Annotated in this window: 11 protein-coding genes; 4 read left to right on the forward strand and 7 right to left on the reverse strand. The window is 66.7% G+C overall.

Annotation, left to right across the window (positions count from 1 at the left end; all coding sequences use genetic code 11):
- Window positions 1-858 precede the first annotated feature (858 nt).
- The 3 genes from AC56KW_RS06255 (at window position 859) to AC56KW_RS06265 (ending at window position 3,489) form a co-directional block, all read left to right on the forward strand.
- On the forward strand, window positions 859-1,557 hold the full coding sequence (locus AC56KW_RS06255) for a dienelactone hydrolase family protein (protein WP_497169876.1): 699 nt from the start codon (window positions 859-861) through the stop codon (window positions 1,555-1,557).
- A 234-nt stretch (window positions 1,558-1,791) separates the two neighbouring features.
- Window positions 1,792-2,541: a DUF6345 domain-containing protein gene (locus AC56KW_RS06260; protein WP_497169877.1), complete on the forward strand. Its 750-nt coding sequence runs from the start codon at window positions 1,792-1,794 to the stop codon at window positions 2,539-2,541.
- Between the two features lie 3 nt (window positions 2,542-2,544).
- A complete protein-coding gene (locus AC56KW_RS06265) occupies window positions 2,545-3,489 on the forward strand; it encodes a hypothetical protein (protein ID WP_497169878.1) in 945 nt (314 codons plus the stop codon).
- 339 nt (window positions 3,490-3,828) lie between these two features.
- Here AC56KW_RS06265 and AC56KW_RS06270 read toward each other — a convergent pair whose 3' ends face one another.
- From AC56KW_RS06270 to AC56KW_RS06300, 7 genes are all read right to left on the reverse strand, one after another.
- Window positions 3,829-6,519: a molybdopterin-dependent oxidoreductase gene (locus AC56KW_RS06270; protein ID WP_497169879.1), complete on the reverse strand. Its 2,691-nt coding sequence runs from the start codon at window positions 6,517-6,519 to the stop codon at window positions 3,829-3,831.
- Window positions 6,520-6,532: 13 nt separating this feature from the next.
- Window positions 6,533-7,762: an NAD(P)/FAD-dependent oxidoreductase gene (locus tag AC56KW_RS06275; protein ID WP_497169880.1), complete on the reverse strand. Its 1,230-nt coding sequence runs from the start codon at window positions 7,760-7,762 to the stop codon at window positions 6,533-6,535.
- Window positions 7,759-8,106, reverse strand: a complete 348-nt coding sequence (gene nirD, locus AC56KW_RS06280; RefSeq protein WP_497169881.1) for a nitrite reductase small subunit NirD — start codon at window positions 8,104-8,106, stop codon at window positions 7,759-7,761. Before nirD ends, AC56KW_RS06275 begins: the two co-directional genes overlap by 4 nt.
- 24 nt (window positions 8,107-8,130) lie before the next feature.
- Window positions 8,131-10,671 (reverse strand): nitrite reductase large subunit NirB, encoded by a 2,541-nt coding sequence (gene nirB, locus AC56KW_RS06285; RefSeq protein WP_497169882.1) that lies wholly within the window; start codon window positions 10,669-10,671, stop codon window positions 8,131-8,133.
- A gap of 13 nt (window positions 10,672-10,684) precedes the next feature.
- Window positions 10,685-11,998, reverse strand: a complete 1,314-nt coding sequence (locus AC56KW_RS06290; protein WP_497169883.1) for an MFS transporter — start codon at window positions 11,996-11,998, stop codon at window positions 10,685-10,687.
- A 266-nt stretch (window positions 11,999-12,264) separates the two neighbouring features.
- Window positions 12,265-13,422, reverse strand: a complete 1,158-nt coding sequence (locus tag AC56KW_RS06295; RefSeq protein WP_497169884.1) for a CmpA/NrtA family ABC transporter substrate-binding protein — start codon at window positions 13,420-13,422, stop codon at window positions 12,265-12,267.
- A gap of 32 nt (window positions 13,423-13,454) precedes the next feature.
- On the reverse strand, window positions 13,455-14,099 hold the full coding sequence (locus AC56KW_RS06300; protein ID WP_497169885.1) for an ANTAR domain-containing response regulator: 645 nt from the start codon (window positions 14,097-14,099) through the stop codon (window positions 13,455-13,457).
- A gap of 648 nt (window positions 14,100-14,747) precedes the next feature.
- Between AC56KW_RS06300 and AC56KW_RS06305 the strand changes: the two genes are divergently transcribed.
- Window positions 14,748-17,117 (forward strand): S9 family peptidase, encoded by a 2,370-nt coding sequence (locus AC56KW_RS06305; RefSeq protein ID WP_497169886.1) that lies wholly within the window; start codon window positions 14,748-14,750, stop codon window positions 17,115-17,117.
- Window positions 17,118-17,161 lie beyond the last annotated feature (44 nt).

Genomic DNA, 17,161 nt, shown 5'->3' on the forward strand with positions numbered 1-17,161 from the left:
CGTCCATCTCAATCCCGAGCAGATGAACAGAAATGCAGCAGAAATCGAGGGAGACACACCGCTCAAAGAAGCAGCATGATTATCAGGTCAGGCGACAACTAGCTTGACAACCACCGGAAACCGAGTGTATTGGCATCCCAGCGTGTTCTACACCTGGCTCGACCTACGCTTGAGCACCATAGATGCGCAGGATGACTTAGTTGCCCAAAGCTGCGCGCTCCCGACCAACGGGGAACACGGCCGCAAGTCCAAAGTGGCCGCCAAAGCGCCAAAGACCGAGCTTGAAAAGCGGCGCGCTCGAGACCAGGAAAAATTGGACGCCATGCTTTCCTAAACAGTAGTTTCCGACTCCCACTGAACCGAAATTCGTGGAAAATTCGTGCCGGGAGCTCTTGCACGAAGCTACGCGAATCTGAACGCAGCCAAACGCAACCCATTGATTTATAATGGTTAGACCCGTCAACGGAGCGGGTCTATTGATGCTGTTAGGTCGTTCGGGACGTAGAGGCCGGAGGTTCGAATCCTCTCACCCCGACCAGAACTACCTTGATAGCCAAGGACCCACGAAGCCCAGCGATCTGGGGCTTTGTCGTTTCCGCCTCCGCTTGTCGACGCACGAATGCTTGTCATGACAAGCGCTCGACAGGCTTCTGCCGCTCGCCAAACCAGCGGCCACTCCCTTGTATTGCCAGGCAATGCCTGGACAACATCCGATATTGCTTGCGGCGCCGGCCGACGCGTCACCCTCGAGAGCGAATCTGTTCGGATCGGGCTTTCCATCTTATGATATGGCTTGCAACGGCCGGTTACCACGATTCCCACCGGCTGGCATTCCAATTTTTAACAATAAGGAACCCCATGTCCGAACAACTCACCGTCACCACCGGCGCAGGCAGCTTCGAGTGCTACGTCGCACGTCCCGACGTGGTCGGCGCCTATCCGGTCATCGTCGTGCTGCAGGAAATCTTCGGCGTGAACGGCGGCATCCGCAGCATCGCGGACAACTACGCCGCCAAGGGCTATATCGCCGTCGCCCCCGACCTGTTCTGGCGCACCGATCCCGGCATCCAGCTGTCCGAAGCAAATGAAGCCGACGTCGCCAAGGCCTTCTCGATGTACCAGGCCTACGACTTCGACCATGGCGTGCAAGACATCGCCGCCACCATCAGCGCTGCGCGCACGATGCAAGGCAGCACCGGCAAGGTCGGCGTCACCGGCTATTGCCTGGGCGGCCTGATGACCTACCTGGCCGCGGCCCGTACCGACGGCGACGCCTTCGCGGTCTATTACGGTGGCGGCACCGACAACTACCTGCACGAAGCCAAGCATATCGGCGCTCCCCTGCTGTACCACCTGGCCGGCGCCGACGAATACATCGGCCCGGAAGCCCAGGCGCAGATCAAGGCCGCGCTCGAAGGCAAGGCCGACGCCGAGGTCCATGTCTATCCGGGCCGCGACCACGCCTTCGCCCGTCCGGGCGGCGGCCACTACGACCACGACGATGCGACGCTGGCCAACAGCCGCACCGACGAATTCTTCGCCCGCACCCTGCGCTAATCGCTTCAACGCCTGCCGGCGCCAGTCCGGCAGGCGCTCCGCTCTCCTCGCGCGGCTCCTGGCACGACGCCACGCAAGCCCGACCGCCGTTTCTATCCACCCGGCACGTCAACCCTCCCGAAGCCTGATCTTCGCCAGAACCGCCGCGTACGCTCCGACTACTGTATCCCGAGCCACCCCGCCGTGCCCACCCGGGTGCGGCGGCATGGCTTTCCGACACGAAAGGAGAACCTCATGGCAAGGTTCGGTGTAGAAGCAATCCGGTACTTCAACCATGCGCGCGCCGCCGGCGTGAGCACGGCGGGAGACCTGACGTACACCTTCAATAGAAGTAATGGTTTCGACAGCAAGCTGCGCTCGGCCGGGCACGCGCGCGCCTTCTACTGGTCCAACACGGATGTCTGGGAAACCGATATCCGCGACACCGACCAGGGCGGAAACGACAGCAGCTGGGTCGATGACGTCGACCTGCTCTGGATCGAGACCCATGGCAATTCCAAGGCCGACGGACGGGCACGCATGCTGTACGACATCGCGCGCACCGACTGGCGCACCTGGTCCGACCGCTGGCAACTGGGCGAGGACTGGAACAGCGAATGGGTGATGGCCTATTCCTGCCACACGGTCAACCTGGACGCCATCGCCGGCCTGTGGAATATCTTCGCGCGCCTGCACATCTATTGCGGCGCCTGGGGCGATATGGTCGACGGTATCACCACCGACGAGTGCGGCGAGGACGTGGCCGACAACCTGGTCGACGGCGACACCGTGTCCGGCGCCTGGCACGACGGCGTGTCCGACTGGTGGATCGATAACCACCCCATTACGGTCTGCGTCGGCGACGCCGCCACCTGGAACGGCGGCAACATCCGCTGGAATCTCTCCGCCCTGAACCGCGACCACCTGTGGGGCCATGGCAGCGTGAGTCCCGACCTGGCGCCGGCGCAGCAGGCATGTCTCTTGTGGAAGTGGACGGAGGGCTGAACCATGAACCAGCAAACCTTGATCGATACCCTGATGAAGACCGGCGCCGATGCGACGCCCGGCCGCGCCGACGTGATCGCGCTCACCCCGCTCACCCGCGACGATGCGCGCGCGAGCATGAACCGCTTCCTGACCGCGCTGCACGAAGCCGACATTTGCCGCCACGACCGCGCCAACCTGGCCGAGCGCGGCGAACGCAGCGTCGTGCACCTGCCCGATGGCGCGCGCGCCGTGGTCTACCACGCCTCGGGCGCACTGCAATACGTGTCCGGCCTGGCACCGTTCCAGGCGCCGTACGAACGCCTCGAAGAAACGCCGCTGCTGGTGCGCCAGCTGGAACAGGCGGCGCAGCGGCTCGACCTCGCGGCCTGGGTGGGTGAGCGCGGCAGTCTCGCCTTCGAACGCCTGTGGCAGACCAAGGCGCGCGGCGCCGACCGCGAGCAGAAGCTGTCCGATACCCTGCTGCTGCGCGCCACCGGCGCCTGGCGCCATGCGGTGGGCGAGATCCCGGTGCTGGGCGCGGCCTCGGTGGCGCTACGGCTGGCCGGCGATGGCAGCGTCGATACGCTCGCGCTGCGAATCCGGCACCGCGATGCCGAAGTGCTCGATACCGCCCCCGTGATCGAAGCCGAACTGGCGGCGCGCCAGTTGGCCGAGCGCCTGGTCAGCGTGCTTGGCCAGTCGAAAGAGCGGCTGCCGGGTGACCTGGTGCAGTCGGCCACGATGCGCTTCGGCTACCTCGACCTGGGCAAGCGCAAAGCCCAGCGCGTGCTGGCGCCGGCCTATGTCGCGCAGGTCGTGCTGCAGCACCGGCTCGAGCGCCAGGCTTATGTGCTGGCGGTGCCGGGCACCGAGCGGCCGTATATCGAACTGCCCTTGTTCGGCAGCGAGGCGCCGGTGGTGCGGGGGCGTGGGTTGCATCCGGAGTGCCGCAATAACGCGTCGTAGATCGTAGGGTGGTTGGCTGGGCCGTAGACGACGTCTGCCAGTGGGTGGACGGTAGAGGCGTACGCAACGTCTACCCGTGGGGTGGACGGCGGCTCCGTATGCAACGTCTACCGTGGGGTGGACGGCGGCGCCGTATGCAACGTCTACCCGTGGGGTGGACGGCGGCGCCGTACGCAACGTCTACCGTGGGGTGGACGGCGGCGCCGTATGCAACGTCTAACCGTGGGGTGGACGGCTGCGCCGTATGCAACGTCTACCCGTGGTGTGGACGGCGGCTCCGCTTTCGTGCCGGATGATCTGGCTGCCAACCATCACCGCGTGGGCGGCTAGCCGCCCACCCTACGCCACGGCAGCGCGAGCTTCCTGCAGCAGTGTCTTGATCTCTGGAAGGCATGACCCGCAATTGCCGCCGGCCCGCAGGCAGGCCGTCACCTGGGCCGGCGTCGTCAAGCCCTGCTGTTCGATCGCCGCGCAAATCGTGTTGCGGCCGACGCCGAAGCATGCGCAGACGGTCGGCCCCGGGTCCGGCCCCAGCGCCGGCGCGCGGCCGGCCAGCAAGGTGGCGCGTTCGCGCGCGTCCAGTGCTGGCTGGGCGAACAGGCCGCCAAGCCAGGCCCGCGCCGGCAAATCCAGCCGGCGCGACACGAACAGGCAGGCGTCCAGTCGCCCATCCTTGACGAGCGCAGCGCGCAGCATGCCTTCCGCCTTGTCCTCGTACTCGATCCAGTCGTCATCCTCGCCGGCCCCCAGCAGGTTGCGCGCCAGGTCGGGCGACATCGGCTCGCGCCCGCCCAGTTCATAGCGCACGAAGCCGCTGCCGCGCACGCGCGTCCAGTGCGCCACCCGCTCCAGCTTCAGTTCGTCGCGGCTGAGGATGAATCCATACCAGGCCACGCCAAAGGGTTCCACCCGCACCGGCGTGTGCTTGAACTCGGGTTCTCCCGACACCGGATCGACTTCCGGATTGACCAGCGCCCCGACGCGCGCATCCGACGCCGTCTGGCCATTCCAGTGGATCGGCACGAACACCGCGCCGCGCGCGATGCCCCCGCCATGCGCCACGCGCGCCACCATCGCCCCCCATTGCGAGCTGACGCGGGCCAGCTCGCCTTCGCGCACGCCGGCCAGCAGCGCGTCGTGCGGGTGCAGGTCGACGAAGGATTCCGGCGCATGGCCGGCCAGGCGCGGCGACTTGCCGGTGCGCGTCATCGTGTGCCACTGGTCGCGCAGGCGGCCGGTATTGAGCGCCAGCGGATACGCGCCACCTGGCGCATGCACCGGCGCGCGCGGCGGCGTCGCGACAAACCGCGCCTTGCCGTCAGGGTGCGAGAAACGGCCGTCACCGAACAGGCGCGCCGTGCCCTCTCCCGGCGAGCGCAGCGGCCACTGCACCGGCTCCAGGGCGTCGTAGGCGGTGCGGTCCATGCCGACCAGCGGGTCGAGCCGGAAGGCGCGGCGGTAGCCGTCTTCGCCATTCTTCCAGGTCGACAGGCGCGCATGCTCGTCGAAGATCGCATGCGCGCCGTCGTAGCCGAAGCCGGTGTAGCCCATGCGCCGGGCGACGTCGCACAACGCCTGCCAGTCGGCGCGCGCCTCGCCCGGCGCCGGCAGGAAGGCGCGCTGGCGCGAGATGCAGCGCTCGGAATTGGTCACCGTGCCATCCTTCTCGCCCCAGGCCAGGGCCGGCAGCAGCACGTGCGCATACTGGCCGACGTCGGTGTTCGCGACCACGTCCGACACCACCACCAGTTCGCAGGCCGCCAAGGCGCGCCGCACCTGGTCGGCGTCCGGCATGCTGACAACGGGGTTGGTGGCCATGATCCACACCGCCTTGACCTTGCCCTGTTCCACCGCGCGAAACAGATCGACCGCCTTCAGCCCTGGCGTGCCGGCGATGCGCGGCGCGTCCCAGAACGTGCGCACCGCCTCGCGGTGCTGCGCGTTGTCCAGGTCGAGATGGGCCGCCAGCATGTTCGCCAGGCCACCGACTTCACGTCCACCCATCGCGTTCGGCTGGCCGGTCAGCGAGAACGGGCCCATGCCGGGCCGGCCGATACGGCCGGTGAGCAGGTGGCAGTTGATGATGCTGTTGACCTTGTCGGTGCCGCTCGAGGACTGGTTCACGCCCATTGAGAACGCCGTGACCACTTTCTCGGTGCCCGCGAACAGTGCATAGAATGCGCGCAGCTGCGCCGGATCGACACCGCAGGCACGCGCGACCGCGTCCACGTCGCTGTCCACGCCGGCGACGTCCAGCGCCGCCTCCAGCCCGCTCGTATGCGCCGCGACGAAGCCGTGGTCGATGGCTCCCTCTTGTGCCAGATACGCCAGCAGGCCATTGAACAGCCGCACGTCGCTGCCCGGCCTGAGCGGCAGGTGCAGGTCGGCCAGTTCGCAGGTGGCCGTGCGGCGCGGGTCGAGCACGACGATCTGCAAGTCGGGGCGCGCTTCCTTGACCTTCACGATGCGCTGGAACAGCGTAGGGTGGCACCAGGCGGCGTTGGAGCCGACCAGCACGATGACGTCGGCCAGCGCGAAGTCGTCGTAGCAGCCCGGCACCACGTCTTCGCCGAAGGCGCGCTTGTGGCCGGCGACTGCCGACGACATGCACAGGCGCGAGTTGGTGTCGATATTGGCGCTGCCGACGTAGCCCTTCATGAACTTGTTGGCGACGTAATAATCCTCGGTGAGGATCTGGCCCGAGACGTACAGCGCGACCGCATCCGGCCCGTGTTCGGCGATGATGCGCCTGAAACCGTCGGCGACGGTATCCAGCGCCGTATCCCAGCTGGCGCGCGCCATCACGCCATCGCGTCGAACGCCCGGGTACAGCAGGCGGCCGTCGAGGCCGAGGGTCTCGCCCAGGGCCGAGCCCTTGACGCACAGGCGGCCGCGGTTCGCGGCATGGCCGGCGTCGCCTTCGATCAGCGCGCCGCCATCGCCCAGCGGCGTGGCCTTGACGCCGCAGCCGACGCCGCAGTAGGGACAGGTGGTGCGGACTTCTTTCAGCGGGATCGGCATCTGCGACATAAGTGACTCTCTTCTACGCGGCCTGCGCTTCACACATGGCAGGCCCGAACAACAATCGATCGCGCAGCGCCGAGATATCGGCCCCGCGCTGGATCAGGTCGAAATACCAGGGGCCGTCGAGCACGTCCCCGTACAGCACGGCGCCCGTGATCCGGTTCCCATCGAGCACCAGGCGTTTATAGACGCCGGCGCGGCGGTCGCGCAGCACCAGGTCTTGCGTGCCCGGTCCGCCACAAAAGTCGCCGGCCGAGTACAGGTCGATGCCGGTGACCTTGAGTTTGGTGGCGGTGGCCTGCTGCACGTAGCGGCGGTGGCCCAGGCCGGCCAGGTGGGCGGCGCACACGCGCGCCTGGTCCCAGATCGGCGCCACCAGCCCGAAGGTCGCCTTGCGGTGCTGGACGCACTCGCCCACCGCGTACACGCGCGGGTCGTAGCTCTGCAGCGTGTCGTCGACCACGATGGCGCGCTCGACGTGCAGGCCGGCGTCCCGCGCCAGCGCCACATTGGGGCGCACGCCCGCCGCCATCACCACCAGGTCGGCCGGCGCCTCGGCGCCGTCCTTGAAGCGCACACCCTGTACCTTGCCGTCGCCCAGGATGGCCTCGGTCTGGGCGCCGAGCAGGATACGCAGGCCGCGCCCCTCCAGTGCGCTCTTCAGCAGCAGCGAAGCGTCGACGTCGAGCTGCTGGTTGAGCAGGCTCTGGGTGAGGTGGACGACGGTGACGTCCATGCCCTGCCGCAGCAGGCCGTTCGCCGCTTCGAGCCCGAGCAGGCCGCCGCCGATCACGACCGCATGGCGGCCGGCGCGCGCCGCCCGCAGCATGGTGTCGACGTCGTCCAGGTCGCGAAAACCCACCACGCCCGGCAGATCGGCGCCAGGCACCGGCACGATGAAAGGCTGCGAACCGGTGGCCAGCAGCAGGCGGTCGTACTGCACCTCCTTGCCCGAGCGCGCGCGCACGATGCGCCGCTTGCGGTCGATCGCCACTACCGGGTCGCCCGCATGCAGGGTGATGCCGTGCTCGTCGTACCAGCTGCGCGGGTGCAGCACGATTTCCTCGGCCGTCTTCTCGCCCGCCAGCACCGGCGACAACATGATGCGGTTGTAGTTCACGCGCGGCTCGGCGCCGAACACGGTGATGTCGAACCGCTCCGGGGCCAGCGCCAGCAGCTCCTCGACGGTGCGCATCCCGGCCATGCCGTTGCCGACCACCACCAGGGCGGGCTTGACGGCCGCTGTCATGCGGCGACCCACACCTGCCCGGCGTCGATCCGGGCCGGATAGCTGGCGACCGATTGCGCCGGCGCTTCCAGGCATTCGCCGCTTTGCAGGTCGAAGTGCTGCTTGTAGATCGGCGAGGCGACCACGATGCGTTCGCCGATGCTGCCCACCAGCCCGCGCGAGAGCACGGCGGCCTGCGAGTTCGGATCGAAGTTATCGATGGCGAACACGCGTGGCGTGTTGTCGCCGACGCGGAACACCGCCACCTGGCGGCCGTTCAGCAAGGCGCACACGCCGGTGTCGGGCACGATGTCGTCCACGCTGCAGATGGCGGTCCAGTGTTCGAGTTGAAGATCACGGTGCATGGAGGTTCTCCTGTTTCAGCTTCGTTAGACTGCGGCGGCGATGGGGATGGTGCGGCGACGTTCGTCCGGCGTGGCGGGACGCACCTGGCCGCGCTCCGGCACGAACACGACGTTCTCGTCAGCCTGCGCGCTGTTGACGAAATGACGGAAACGGCGGCGCACGTCCGGATCCGTGACCGCTTCCTTCCATTCGCAGGCATAGGTGTCGACCACGTGCTGCATCTGCGCCTCGAGCTCCTGCGCGATGCCGAGGCTGTCGTCGACCACGACCGCCTTGAGGTAGTCGAGGCCGCCCTCCAGGTTTTCGCGCCAGGTGCTGGTGCGCTGCAGGCGTTCGGCGGTGCGCACGTAGAACATCAGGAAGCGGTCGGTCAGGCGCACCACGTCTTCTTCGGAGAGGTTCGAAGCGATCAGCTCGGCGTGGCGAGGCTTCATGCCGCCGTTGCCGCACACGTACAGGTTCCAGCCTTTATCGGTGGCGATCAGGCCCACGTCCTTGCCCTGGGCTTCGGCGCACTCGCGGGTGCAGCCCGAGACGCCGAACTTGATCTTGTGCGGCGCGCGCAAGCCCTTGTAGCGGTTTTCGAGCGCGATGGCGAAACCCACGCTGTCGCCCACCCCGTAGCGGCACCAGGTCGAGCCGACGCAGGATTTCACGGTGCGCAGCGACTTGCCATAGGCGTGGCCCGATTCGAAGCCGGCCGCGATCAGCTCTTCCCAGATCGCGGGCAGCTGGTCCACGCGGGCGCCGAACAGGTCGACCCGCTGCCCCCCGGTGATCTTGGTGTAGAGCTTGTACTTCTTGGCCACCATGCCCACCGCGATCAGGCCGTCGGCCGTGACTTCCCCGCCCGGCATGCGCGGCACCACCGAATAGGTGCCGTCCTTCTGGATGTTGCCGAGGTAGTAGTCGTTGGAATCCTGCAGGCTGGCGTGCTTGGGCTTCAACACGAAATCGTTCCACACCGAGGCCAGGATATTGGCGGCGGTCGGCTTGCAGACGTCGCAGCCGAGGCCCTTGCCGTGGCGCGCCAGCAGCTCGCCGAAATCGCGGATAGACTCGACCCGCACCAGGTGGTACAGCTCCTGGCGTGAATACGGGAAGTGTTCGCACAGGTGGTTGTTGACCGCCACGCCCAGCTTCTTGAGCTCCGCGTTAAGCACCTGGGTCACCAGCGGCACGCAGCCGCCGCAGGCGGTGCCGGCCGAAGTGCAGCTCTTGAGCGCGCCGATCGTGGTGGCGCCGCCGGCCACGGCCTCGCACAGCGCGCCCTTGCTGATGTCGTTGCACGAGCAGACCTGGGCCGTGGCCGGCAACTTGTCGACGCCGATGGCCGGACGGGCCGCGCCGCCGCTCTCGGGCAGGATCAGGTATTCCGGCGCTTCCGGCAGCTCGATCCTGTTCAGCATCGTCTGCAACAGCGCGCCGTAGGCGGACGCTTCGCCCACCAGCACGCCGCCCAGCAGGTATTTGCCGCAGCTGGAGACGACGATCTTGCGGTAGACCTGCTTGCGCTCGTCCATGAACTGGTAGCTGCGGCTGCCCGGCGTGGCGCCATGGGCGTCGCCGATGCTGGCCACATCCACGCCCATCAGTTTCAGTTTGGTGCTCATGTCGGCGCCCAGGAATCCGCATTCGCCGCCCAGCAAATGGCGCGCGGCGGTGCGCGCCATGTCGTAGCCTGGGGCGACCAGGCCAAACAGCTGGCCATTCCACAAGGCGCACTCCCCGATGGCGTAGATGTGCGGGTCCGAGGTCAGGCAGCGGTCGTCGATCACGACGCCACCGCGCGGGCCGATCTCCAGGCTTGACGCGCGCGCCAGCTCGTCGCGCGGGCGGATGCCGGCCGAGAACACGATCATGTCGGTGTCCAGGTGCGTGCCGTCCGCGAACTGCATGCGGTGGGTGGTTTCTTCGCCATCGACGATGGCCAGCGTGTTCTTGCCGGTATGGACGCCGACGCCCAGTTCCTCGATGCGGGTGCGCAGCATGCGCGCACCGGGGTCGTCGACCTGCACCGCCATCAGGCGCGGCGCGAATTCGACCACATGGGCGTTCAGGCCCAGGTCGCGCAGCGCCTTGGCGCATTCGAGGCCCAGCAGGCCGCCGCCGATCACGACGCCCGACTTCGAGCGCGCTCCCGCCTCTTGCATGGCTTCCAGGTCTTCGATGGTGCGATAGACGAAGCAGTCCTTGCGGTCGGCTCCGGGCACCGGCGGCACGAAGGGATAGGAGCCGGTGGCCAGCACCAGGCGGTCATAAGCGACGTGCGAACCGTCGGCCAGGAAAACGCTCTGGGCCGCGCGGTCGATCCCCACCACCTTGGCATTCAGGCGCAGCACCATGCCCAGCCCAGTATCCGCGCGCTCGAAGAAGCCCGGCGCGACCAGCGACAGGTCGTCCGCGCTCTTGCCGGCGAAGAATTCCGACAGGTGCACGCGGTCGTAGGCCGGACGCGGCTCTTCGCCCAATACCGTGACGCGCAGGTCGTGCCGGCCGCTGGCGGCCAGGGTTTCGAGGAATTTATGGCCGACCATGCCATGGCCAATGACGACGATATGCATTTGCTGCTCCTTCTCAGACTGCCGCCGCGGCCGGCGCGCTGCCGGTGGCGGTGGTGGTATTGGTGAAACGGGCCGCGATGGCGCAGATGCTGGCGACCAGCACCAGGCCGCCGAGGATCGTGAACGTCTGCTTGATGTCGCCGGTGCCCTTCATCAGGAAGCCGGCCGCCACCGCGCCGACGTTGCCGCCGGCGCCGACGATGCCGGCCACGCCGCCCAGGGCCTTCGGCGCGATGAACGGCACCAGCGCGTAGGTCGCGCCGCAAGCCATGTGGGTGAACAGGCCGAACACCAGCATCGCGACCACCGCGAACACGACGCCCTCGGCCTGGGCGAACCACAGCAAGCCCAGACCTTCGCCGATCATCAGCACGAACAGCACGGTCACGCGGCGGTTCAGGTCACCGCCAAGCGCGGCCTTGTCGGACAGCCAGCCGCCCAGGGCGCGGGCGAACAGCGCCAGCAGGCCGAAGCTGCCGGCCGCCATGCCGGCCTGCGCCAGCGACAGGTCGAAGTGCTCGACGTAGTACACGGCGGCGATGTTGTGGATGAAGATCTCGATGCCGAAGCAGGCGCCGTAGGTGACGAACAGCAGCCAGGCGCGGTGGTTGCGGCAGCCGGCGGCGAAGCTCGCCCAGCCGCCCTTGCCGTCCTTGCCGCCAGCGTCAAGCATCAGGCCCGTCTTGCGCAGATCGTCGTAGTTCCCGGCCGGGCAATCCTGCGTGTAGCGCCAATAGAAGTAGGCCATCACGATCATCATCACGCCCGGCACCACCAGCGCCAGGCGCCAGCTCAGCGACTGGCTCACGCCCAGCATCACGATCGCGGTCAGCATCAGCGGCATCACCGCCTGCGCCGCGCCGCCGCCGGCATTGCCCCAGCCGGCCGCCGCCGCGTTGGCGGTGCCGACCACCTTGGGTCCGAACATGACGGAGGTATGGTACTGGGTGATGACGAAGCTGGCGCCGACCGCGCCGATGCCCAGGCGCGCCAGCAGGAAAGCCTCGTAGCTCTGCGCCAGCGCCACGCCCAGCACGGGGACCGCGCCGATCAGGAGCAGGCCGGTGTAGGTCTTGCGCGGGCCATAGCGGTCGCACAGGGGTCCTACCAGCAGGCGCACGAAGATGGTGATCGCGACGGCCGCGATATTGATGTTGGCGATCTGCTCCATGGAGAGCCCGAACTCGCCCTTGATCACCGGCATCAGCGGTGCGCAGGCGAACCAGGCGAAGAAGCAGATGAAGAAGGCTACCCAGGTCAGGTGGAAGGCGCGCATGGGCGCACCCTGGAATGAAAAGAGCTTGATGCTGTCCGCTTTGCTGGCCATTTTTCTTCCTTTGAAAAACGAAAAGGCGTCCGCGCTTGCTGCCGGGGGCAGTAGCTGCGGACGCCGTTGTCCTGTGCCGTCCCTGCATTGGGCCAGCGCTAAGTGAAAATAGTCGTGAAGAGAATCGCCATTGATCCTGTGATTGGTATGAGCAAGAGGCGTGCCACCGCTGCCCTAGGGGCGGCGAACGGATGATGGAAATGAAAATGCTGCATCGCGGTGCGCCATTCCCCACAATGATGCAGGAGCGTGCACCGCGTTCAGGATCATGCAGGTGCGCCCGCCCCTGCCCACGCATGCGGGTTGCTGCCGTCCCACACGCGCCCGTCGATCAGCGTCGAGCTGCGCATCGAGGACGAGGGCAGCATCGTTCCAGTGCGTTCGGCCGCCTCGCGGTACAGGTCGATGCGGTTGACCTGCGCCGCCAGCGCCAGGCAGGCCGGGTCTTCGCGCAGCAGCCCCCAGCGCCTGTGCTGGGCCAGGAACCACATGCCGTCCGAGAGCCAGGGGAAGTTGGCCTCGCCGTCGGCATGGAAGCGCAGGCCGTTGTGGCCGCGCACGCCGTTACCTTCCACATGGCGCCCGGCGAGGCAGAACTGCAGCGTCTCGCGGCTGGCGTTGACGTAGGCGGGACTGGCCAGCACCTCGGCCGCGGCTTCGCGGTTGGTGCGCGAGGCATCGAGCCAGCGCGTCGCTTCCAGTAGCGCGGCGATCATGGCGCGGCAGGTATTGGGATGGGTGGCGGCGAAATCGGCGCGCGTGCCGAGCGCCTTGCCCGGGTGGTTCGGCCATACCTGTTCGCTCGATGCGGCCTGCACCCCGGCGCCGTCGCGCTGCGCGCGCTGGCCCCACGGCTCGCCGGCGCAGAAGCCATCCATATGGCCGGCGGCGAGACTGGCCGCCATCTGGCCGGGGGGCACCGTCACCGCCTGGCAGTGATCGAGGGGATCGACGCCGTGCGCCGCCAGCCAGTAATACAGGAACATCGCGTGGTTCCCGGTCGGGAAGGTGTGGGCCAGGGTGAGCTTGCGCCCCTTTTCATCGATCTCGCGCCTGAGCAGGCCCGGATCCCGGGCGGCATTGGCCAGCGCGCGCGACAGCGTGATGTTCTGGCCGTTCTGGTTCAGGTTCATCAACACCGCCATATCGCACTGCTGGGTGCCGATGCCGTTCTGGACCCCATACAGCATCCCGTACAGGGCGTGGGCCGCGTCGAGCTGCTGGCCGATCAGGCGGTCGCGCATGCTGGTCCAGGACAGCTCGCGCGACAGTGCGAAGCGTACGCCATATTGTTCGTCGAAGCCCAGCACCGACGCCATCACCAGTGGCGCGCTGTCGGCCAGCGGCATGAAGCCGATGCGGACGATCTCGATCTCGGGGCGGTCGGTGCCGGCGATCCAGGCGCCCCTGCCTGCCAAAGTCATACATGTCCTTGTCTTTATATGTACGTGCCGGCTCAGCCGAGCAAGTCTTCGACGTCGATCAGGCGCTGCGCGACCTCGGCCAACTTCAGGTTCTTGTTCATCGCCAGGCTGCGCAGGCGCTGGTAGGCCTGCTCTTCGCTCAGCTTGTAGCGGCTCATGAGCAAGCCCTTGGCGCGGTCGACCGTCTTGCGGTCAACCAGCTTCTGGCGCGTGTCGCTCAGTTCATCGAGCAGCTTCTGCTCGCGCCTGAAACGCGCCAGCGCCACGTCCAGCACCGGCTTGACGCGCTCGGCCTGCAGGCCGGCCACGATATAGGCCGACACGCCGGCGTCCATCGCCGCGTCCATGCTTGCGGGAGCGTCGTCTTCGGTAAACATCACGATCGGCCGGCGCGCGTCGCGCGTCGCGATCACGATGTGTTCGAGCACGTCGCGCGCGTCGGACTCGCTGTCGGCGATGATCAGGTCGGGCTGCAGCTGCGCGATGCGCTCGGGCAGGAAGATATCCGCCGGCAGCGACGCGATCAGGTCGTAGCCCGATTCGAGCAAGCCGATGCGCAGCGCGGTGCTGCGCCGCGACTGCGCGGCCTGGGCGGCGTCAGGGTCGGTGCCGGCGGGTGTTGCGGAAAGCACGACGACGATCCGCAGGTGTGGTGAAGCACTGTCTCGCGATTTCATGTGCTAACGATATGCAAGATTCACACCAGCGTCAGGCCGAGGCGTGAGCCAGCCCTTCTTATGCGCCGCCCATTGCTCCAGATATACGTGCAACAAATATCTTGCATAAGAGCAACCATACAATCATTCACCAGGCGAATCGCGGGAATCACCAATCTAAAGTTTGTTTATGATGAAGACGCCGCTACACTGCACTGCAACATTGAAGAATTATCTCAGGGGAACAATCATGACTGCAGCCATCCAAGGCACCAGCTTCTTCGCGGCAGCCATCTCGGCCATCCGCACCTTCTCGCAAGACCTGTACGTCGCCCACGGCGGCTACGCTCCAGCAGTACGGGGTTGATATGAGCCCGCTCGAATACGTCACCATCGCCCTGGCCGTCGTCGCCGTCGCAGCGCGCGTCGCCATGTTCCTGCCGCGTCCGCCAAAAGGTCCGTTCAAGGCCATGTAAGACAGCTTTCATTGCAGCGCACCACCGCTGCAGTATGCGCAATGCATCCAGCCCCGGCCGTACTGAGGTACTGCCGGGGCTTGTCTTTACAGCAAAAAAAACCTGCCACATATCGCGGTCCCGGTGAGTGCCTGCGCTAGAATGCAAGCGCATTTCTGGCCAGAAAGCCATTTCTTCACTCATCAGACTCCACATGCGAACACCTGCACTTACCCTGTTTGCGGCCTCCTTCGCCGCACTGATCGCGTTGCCGGCAGCGGCATCCACCCCCATCACCCTCGACCAGGCCATGAGCCATCCCGACTGGATCGGCACCCCAGTGGAAGACGCCTGGTTCAGCTGGGACGGCAAGCAGGTGTACTACAAGCAGAAGCGCACCGGATCGCCCGTGCGCGATGTGTTCCAGGTCGCCGCCGGCAAGATCCAGCGCGTAAACGACGCCGAGCTGCCGAAGATCGACAGCGCCGACGTGGTCTATAACCGCAACAACACCCGCATGCTGGTCCTGCGCAATAACGACCTGTTCGAGCGCGACCTCAAGTCGGGCCAGCTGGTGCAGGTCACGCGCGGCGCCAGCCGCATCACCGCCGCCCAGTACTCGGCGGACGAGGCATCGGTCCAGTACCGCATCGGCACCGACTGGTATGTGTGGAACCGTGCCAGCAAGGTTACCGGCCCGGCCGCCCTGCCGCGCGCCGCCAAGGACCCGAACGCGCCTGAAGAGGATCCCTACCGTTCGACCGAGCTGCGCCTGATCGAACACCTCAAGCGCCAGAAGGATGACCGCGATGCCCTGCGCGCGCGCGCCGACGAGCTGCGCCGCGTCGACGCCTCGATGGGTCCCGGCCAGATCTACCTGGGCGACAAGGTCACCATCGAAGGCAGTTCGCTGTCGCCGGATGGCCGCTGGCTGCTGGTGGTCACCGCCGCCAAGGGCGCCGATAAGGGCCGCGCCGGCAAGATGCCGCGCTACGTCAACGAGTCGGGCTACGAGGAAACCGAAGACGTGCGCACCCGCGTCGGCCGCAACATGCCGGTGCCGCACGCACTGAAGCTGGTCGACCTGCGCACCAACAAGGTGCAGGACATCGCCTTCGACGCACTGCCGGGTATCAACGTCGACCCGCTGGCCGAGCTGCGCGCCGCCGCCAAGAAGGACCCATTGAAGGGCAACCGCCCGCTGGTGGTCTCGGGCGGGCGCAACGCGATCGACTGGAGCGCGAACGGCGCCCAGGTCGCCGTCATGCTGCGCTCGGTGGACAACAAGGACCGCTGGATCGCCGGCGTCGACCTGGGCTCCGCCAAGCTGAAACCCCTGCACCGCCTGACCGATAGCGCCTGGGTCAACTACGACAACGCCGAATTCGGCTGGCTGCCGGACAACCGCACGCTGTGGTACCTGTCGGAAGAAAGCGGCTACTCGCACCTGTATACCAGGGACAGCCTGACCGACGCCGCCCCGCGCGCGCTCACCACCGGCAAGTGGGAAGCCAGCGACGTGCGCTGGACCTATGACGGCAGCACCGCCTACATGCTGTGCAACCGCGAGACCCCGGGCGACTACGAAGTCTGCGCCGCGAACGCCAATGGCGGCAACGTGCGCGAAGTGACCAAGCTCGATGGCGTCGAGAAGTTCGCCCTGTCGCCGGACCAGAAGAAGCTGCTGGTGCACTGGTCGGCCAGCTACACCCCGATCCAGATCGCGACCGTACCGGTTTCCGGTGGCGAAGCGACCAGGCTGACCGACACCCGCAAGCCCGAGTTCAAGGCGCGCGAATGGATGGAGCCTCAATACGTGGCGGTGCCGTCGAGCGCCGGCGGCGATCCGGTCTGGGCCAAGCTGTATCGTCCGGCCCAGCTCGAGCCGGGCAAGAAGTATCCGGTCGTGATGTTCGTGCACGGCGCCGGCTACCTGCAGAACGTCAGCAAGCGCTATCCGAACTACTTCCGCGAGCAGATGTTCCACAACCTGCTGGTGCAGAACGGCTACGTGGTGCTGGATATGGACTACCGCGCCTCGAAAGGCTACGGCAGCAAGTGGCGCACCGCGATCTATCGCCAGATGGGCCATCCGGAGCTGGACGACTACATCGACGGCGTCAAGTACATGGTCGGCCAGCACCAGGGCGACGCGGCCAATGTCGGCATCTACGGCGGCAGCTACGGCGGCTTCATGACCTTCATGGCGCTGATGCGCGCACCGGATACCTTCAAGGCCGGCGCCGCGCTGCGCCCGGTGACCGACTGGACCACTTATAACCACGAGTACACCGCCAACATCCTGAACACCCCGGACATCGATCCGGAGGCGTACAAGAAGTCGTCGCCGATCGAGTATGCACAGAACCTGAAGGGCCACCTGCTCATCTCGCACGGCATGATCGACGACAACGTGTTCTACCAGGACTCGGTGCGCATGGCGCAGCGCCTGATCGAGATGAAGAAGGACAAGTGGGAACTGGCGAGCTATCCGCTGGAACGCCACGGCTATGTGCAGCCGGAGGCGTGGTATGACCAGTATCGCCGCATCCATGAGCTGTTCGAGCGCGCGCTCAAGCAGTAACGCGGTAAGATCGCAAGGCGCCCCCGGGCGCCTTTTTTCATCTC

The organism is Telluria sp. RT2P19 (assembly GCF_059685725.1).

Bases quoted from the DNA above. Each gene is read 5' to 3' on its own strand.
- AC56KW_RS06300 (WP_497169885.1), bottom strand. From the start codon at position 14,099: ATGAAATCGCGAGACAGTGCTTCACCACACCTGCGGATCGTCGTCGTG.
- AC56KW_RS06290 (WP_497169883.1), bottom strand. From the start codon at position 11,998: ATGGCCAGCAAAGCGGACAGCATCAAGCTCTTTTCATTCCAGGGTGCG.
- AC56KW_RS06255 (WP_497169876.1), top strand. From the start codon at position 859: ATGTCCGAACAACTCACCGTCACCACCGGCGCAGGCAGCTTCGAGTGC.
- AC56KW_RS06305 (WP_497169886.1), top strand. From the start codon at position 14,748: ATGCGAACACCTGCACTTACCCTGTTTGCGGCCTCCTTCGCCGCACTG.
- AC56KW_RS06265 (WP_497169878.1), top strand. From the start codon at position 2,545: ATGAACCAGCAAACCTTGATCGATACCCTGATGAAGACCGGCGCCGAT.
- nirD (WP_497169881.1), bottom strand. From the start codon at position 8,106: ATGCACCGTGATCTTCAACTCGAACACTGGACCGCCATCTGCAGCGTG.
- AC56KW_RS06260 (WP_497169877.1), top strand. From the start codon at position 1,792: ATGGCAAGGTTCGGTGTAGAAGCAATCCGGTACTTCAACCATGCGCGC.
- AC56KW_RS06295 (WP_497169884.1), bottom strand. From the start codon at position 13,422: ATGACTTTGGCAGGCAGGGGCGCCTGGATCGCCGGCACCGACCGCCCC.
- AC56KW_RS06270 (WP_497169879.1), bottom strand. From the start codon at position 6,519: ATGTCGCAGATGCCGATCCCGCTGAAAGAAGTCCGCACCACCTGTCCC.
- AC56KW_RS06275 (WP_497169880.1), bottom strand. From the start codon at position 7,762: ATGACAGCGGCCGTCAAGCCCGCCCTGGTGGTGGTCGGCAACGGCATG.
- nirB (WP_497169882.1), bottom strand. From the start codon at position 10,671: ATGCATATCGTCGTCATTGGCCATGGCATGGTCGGCCATAAATTCCTC.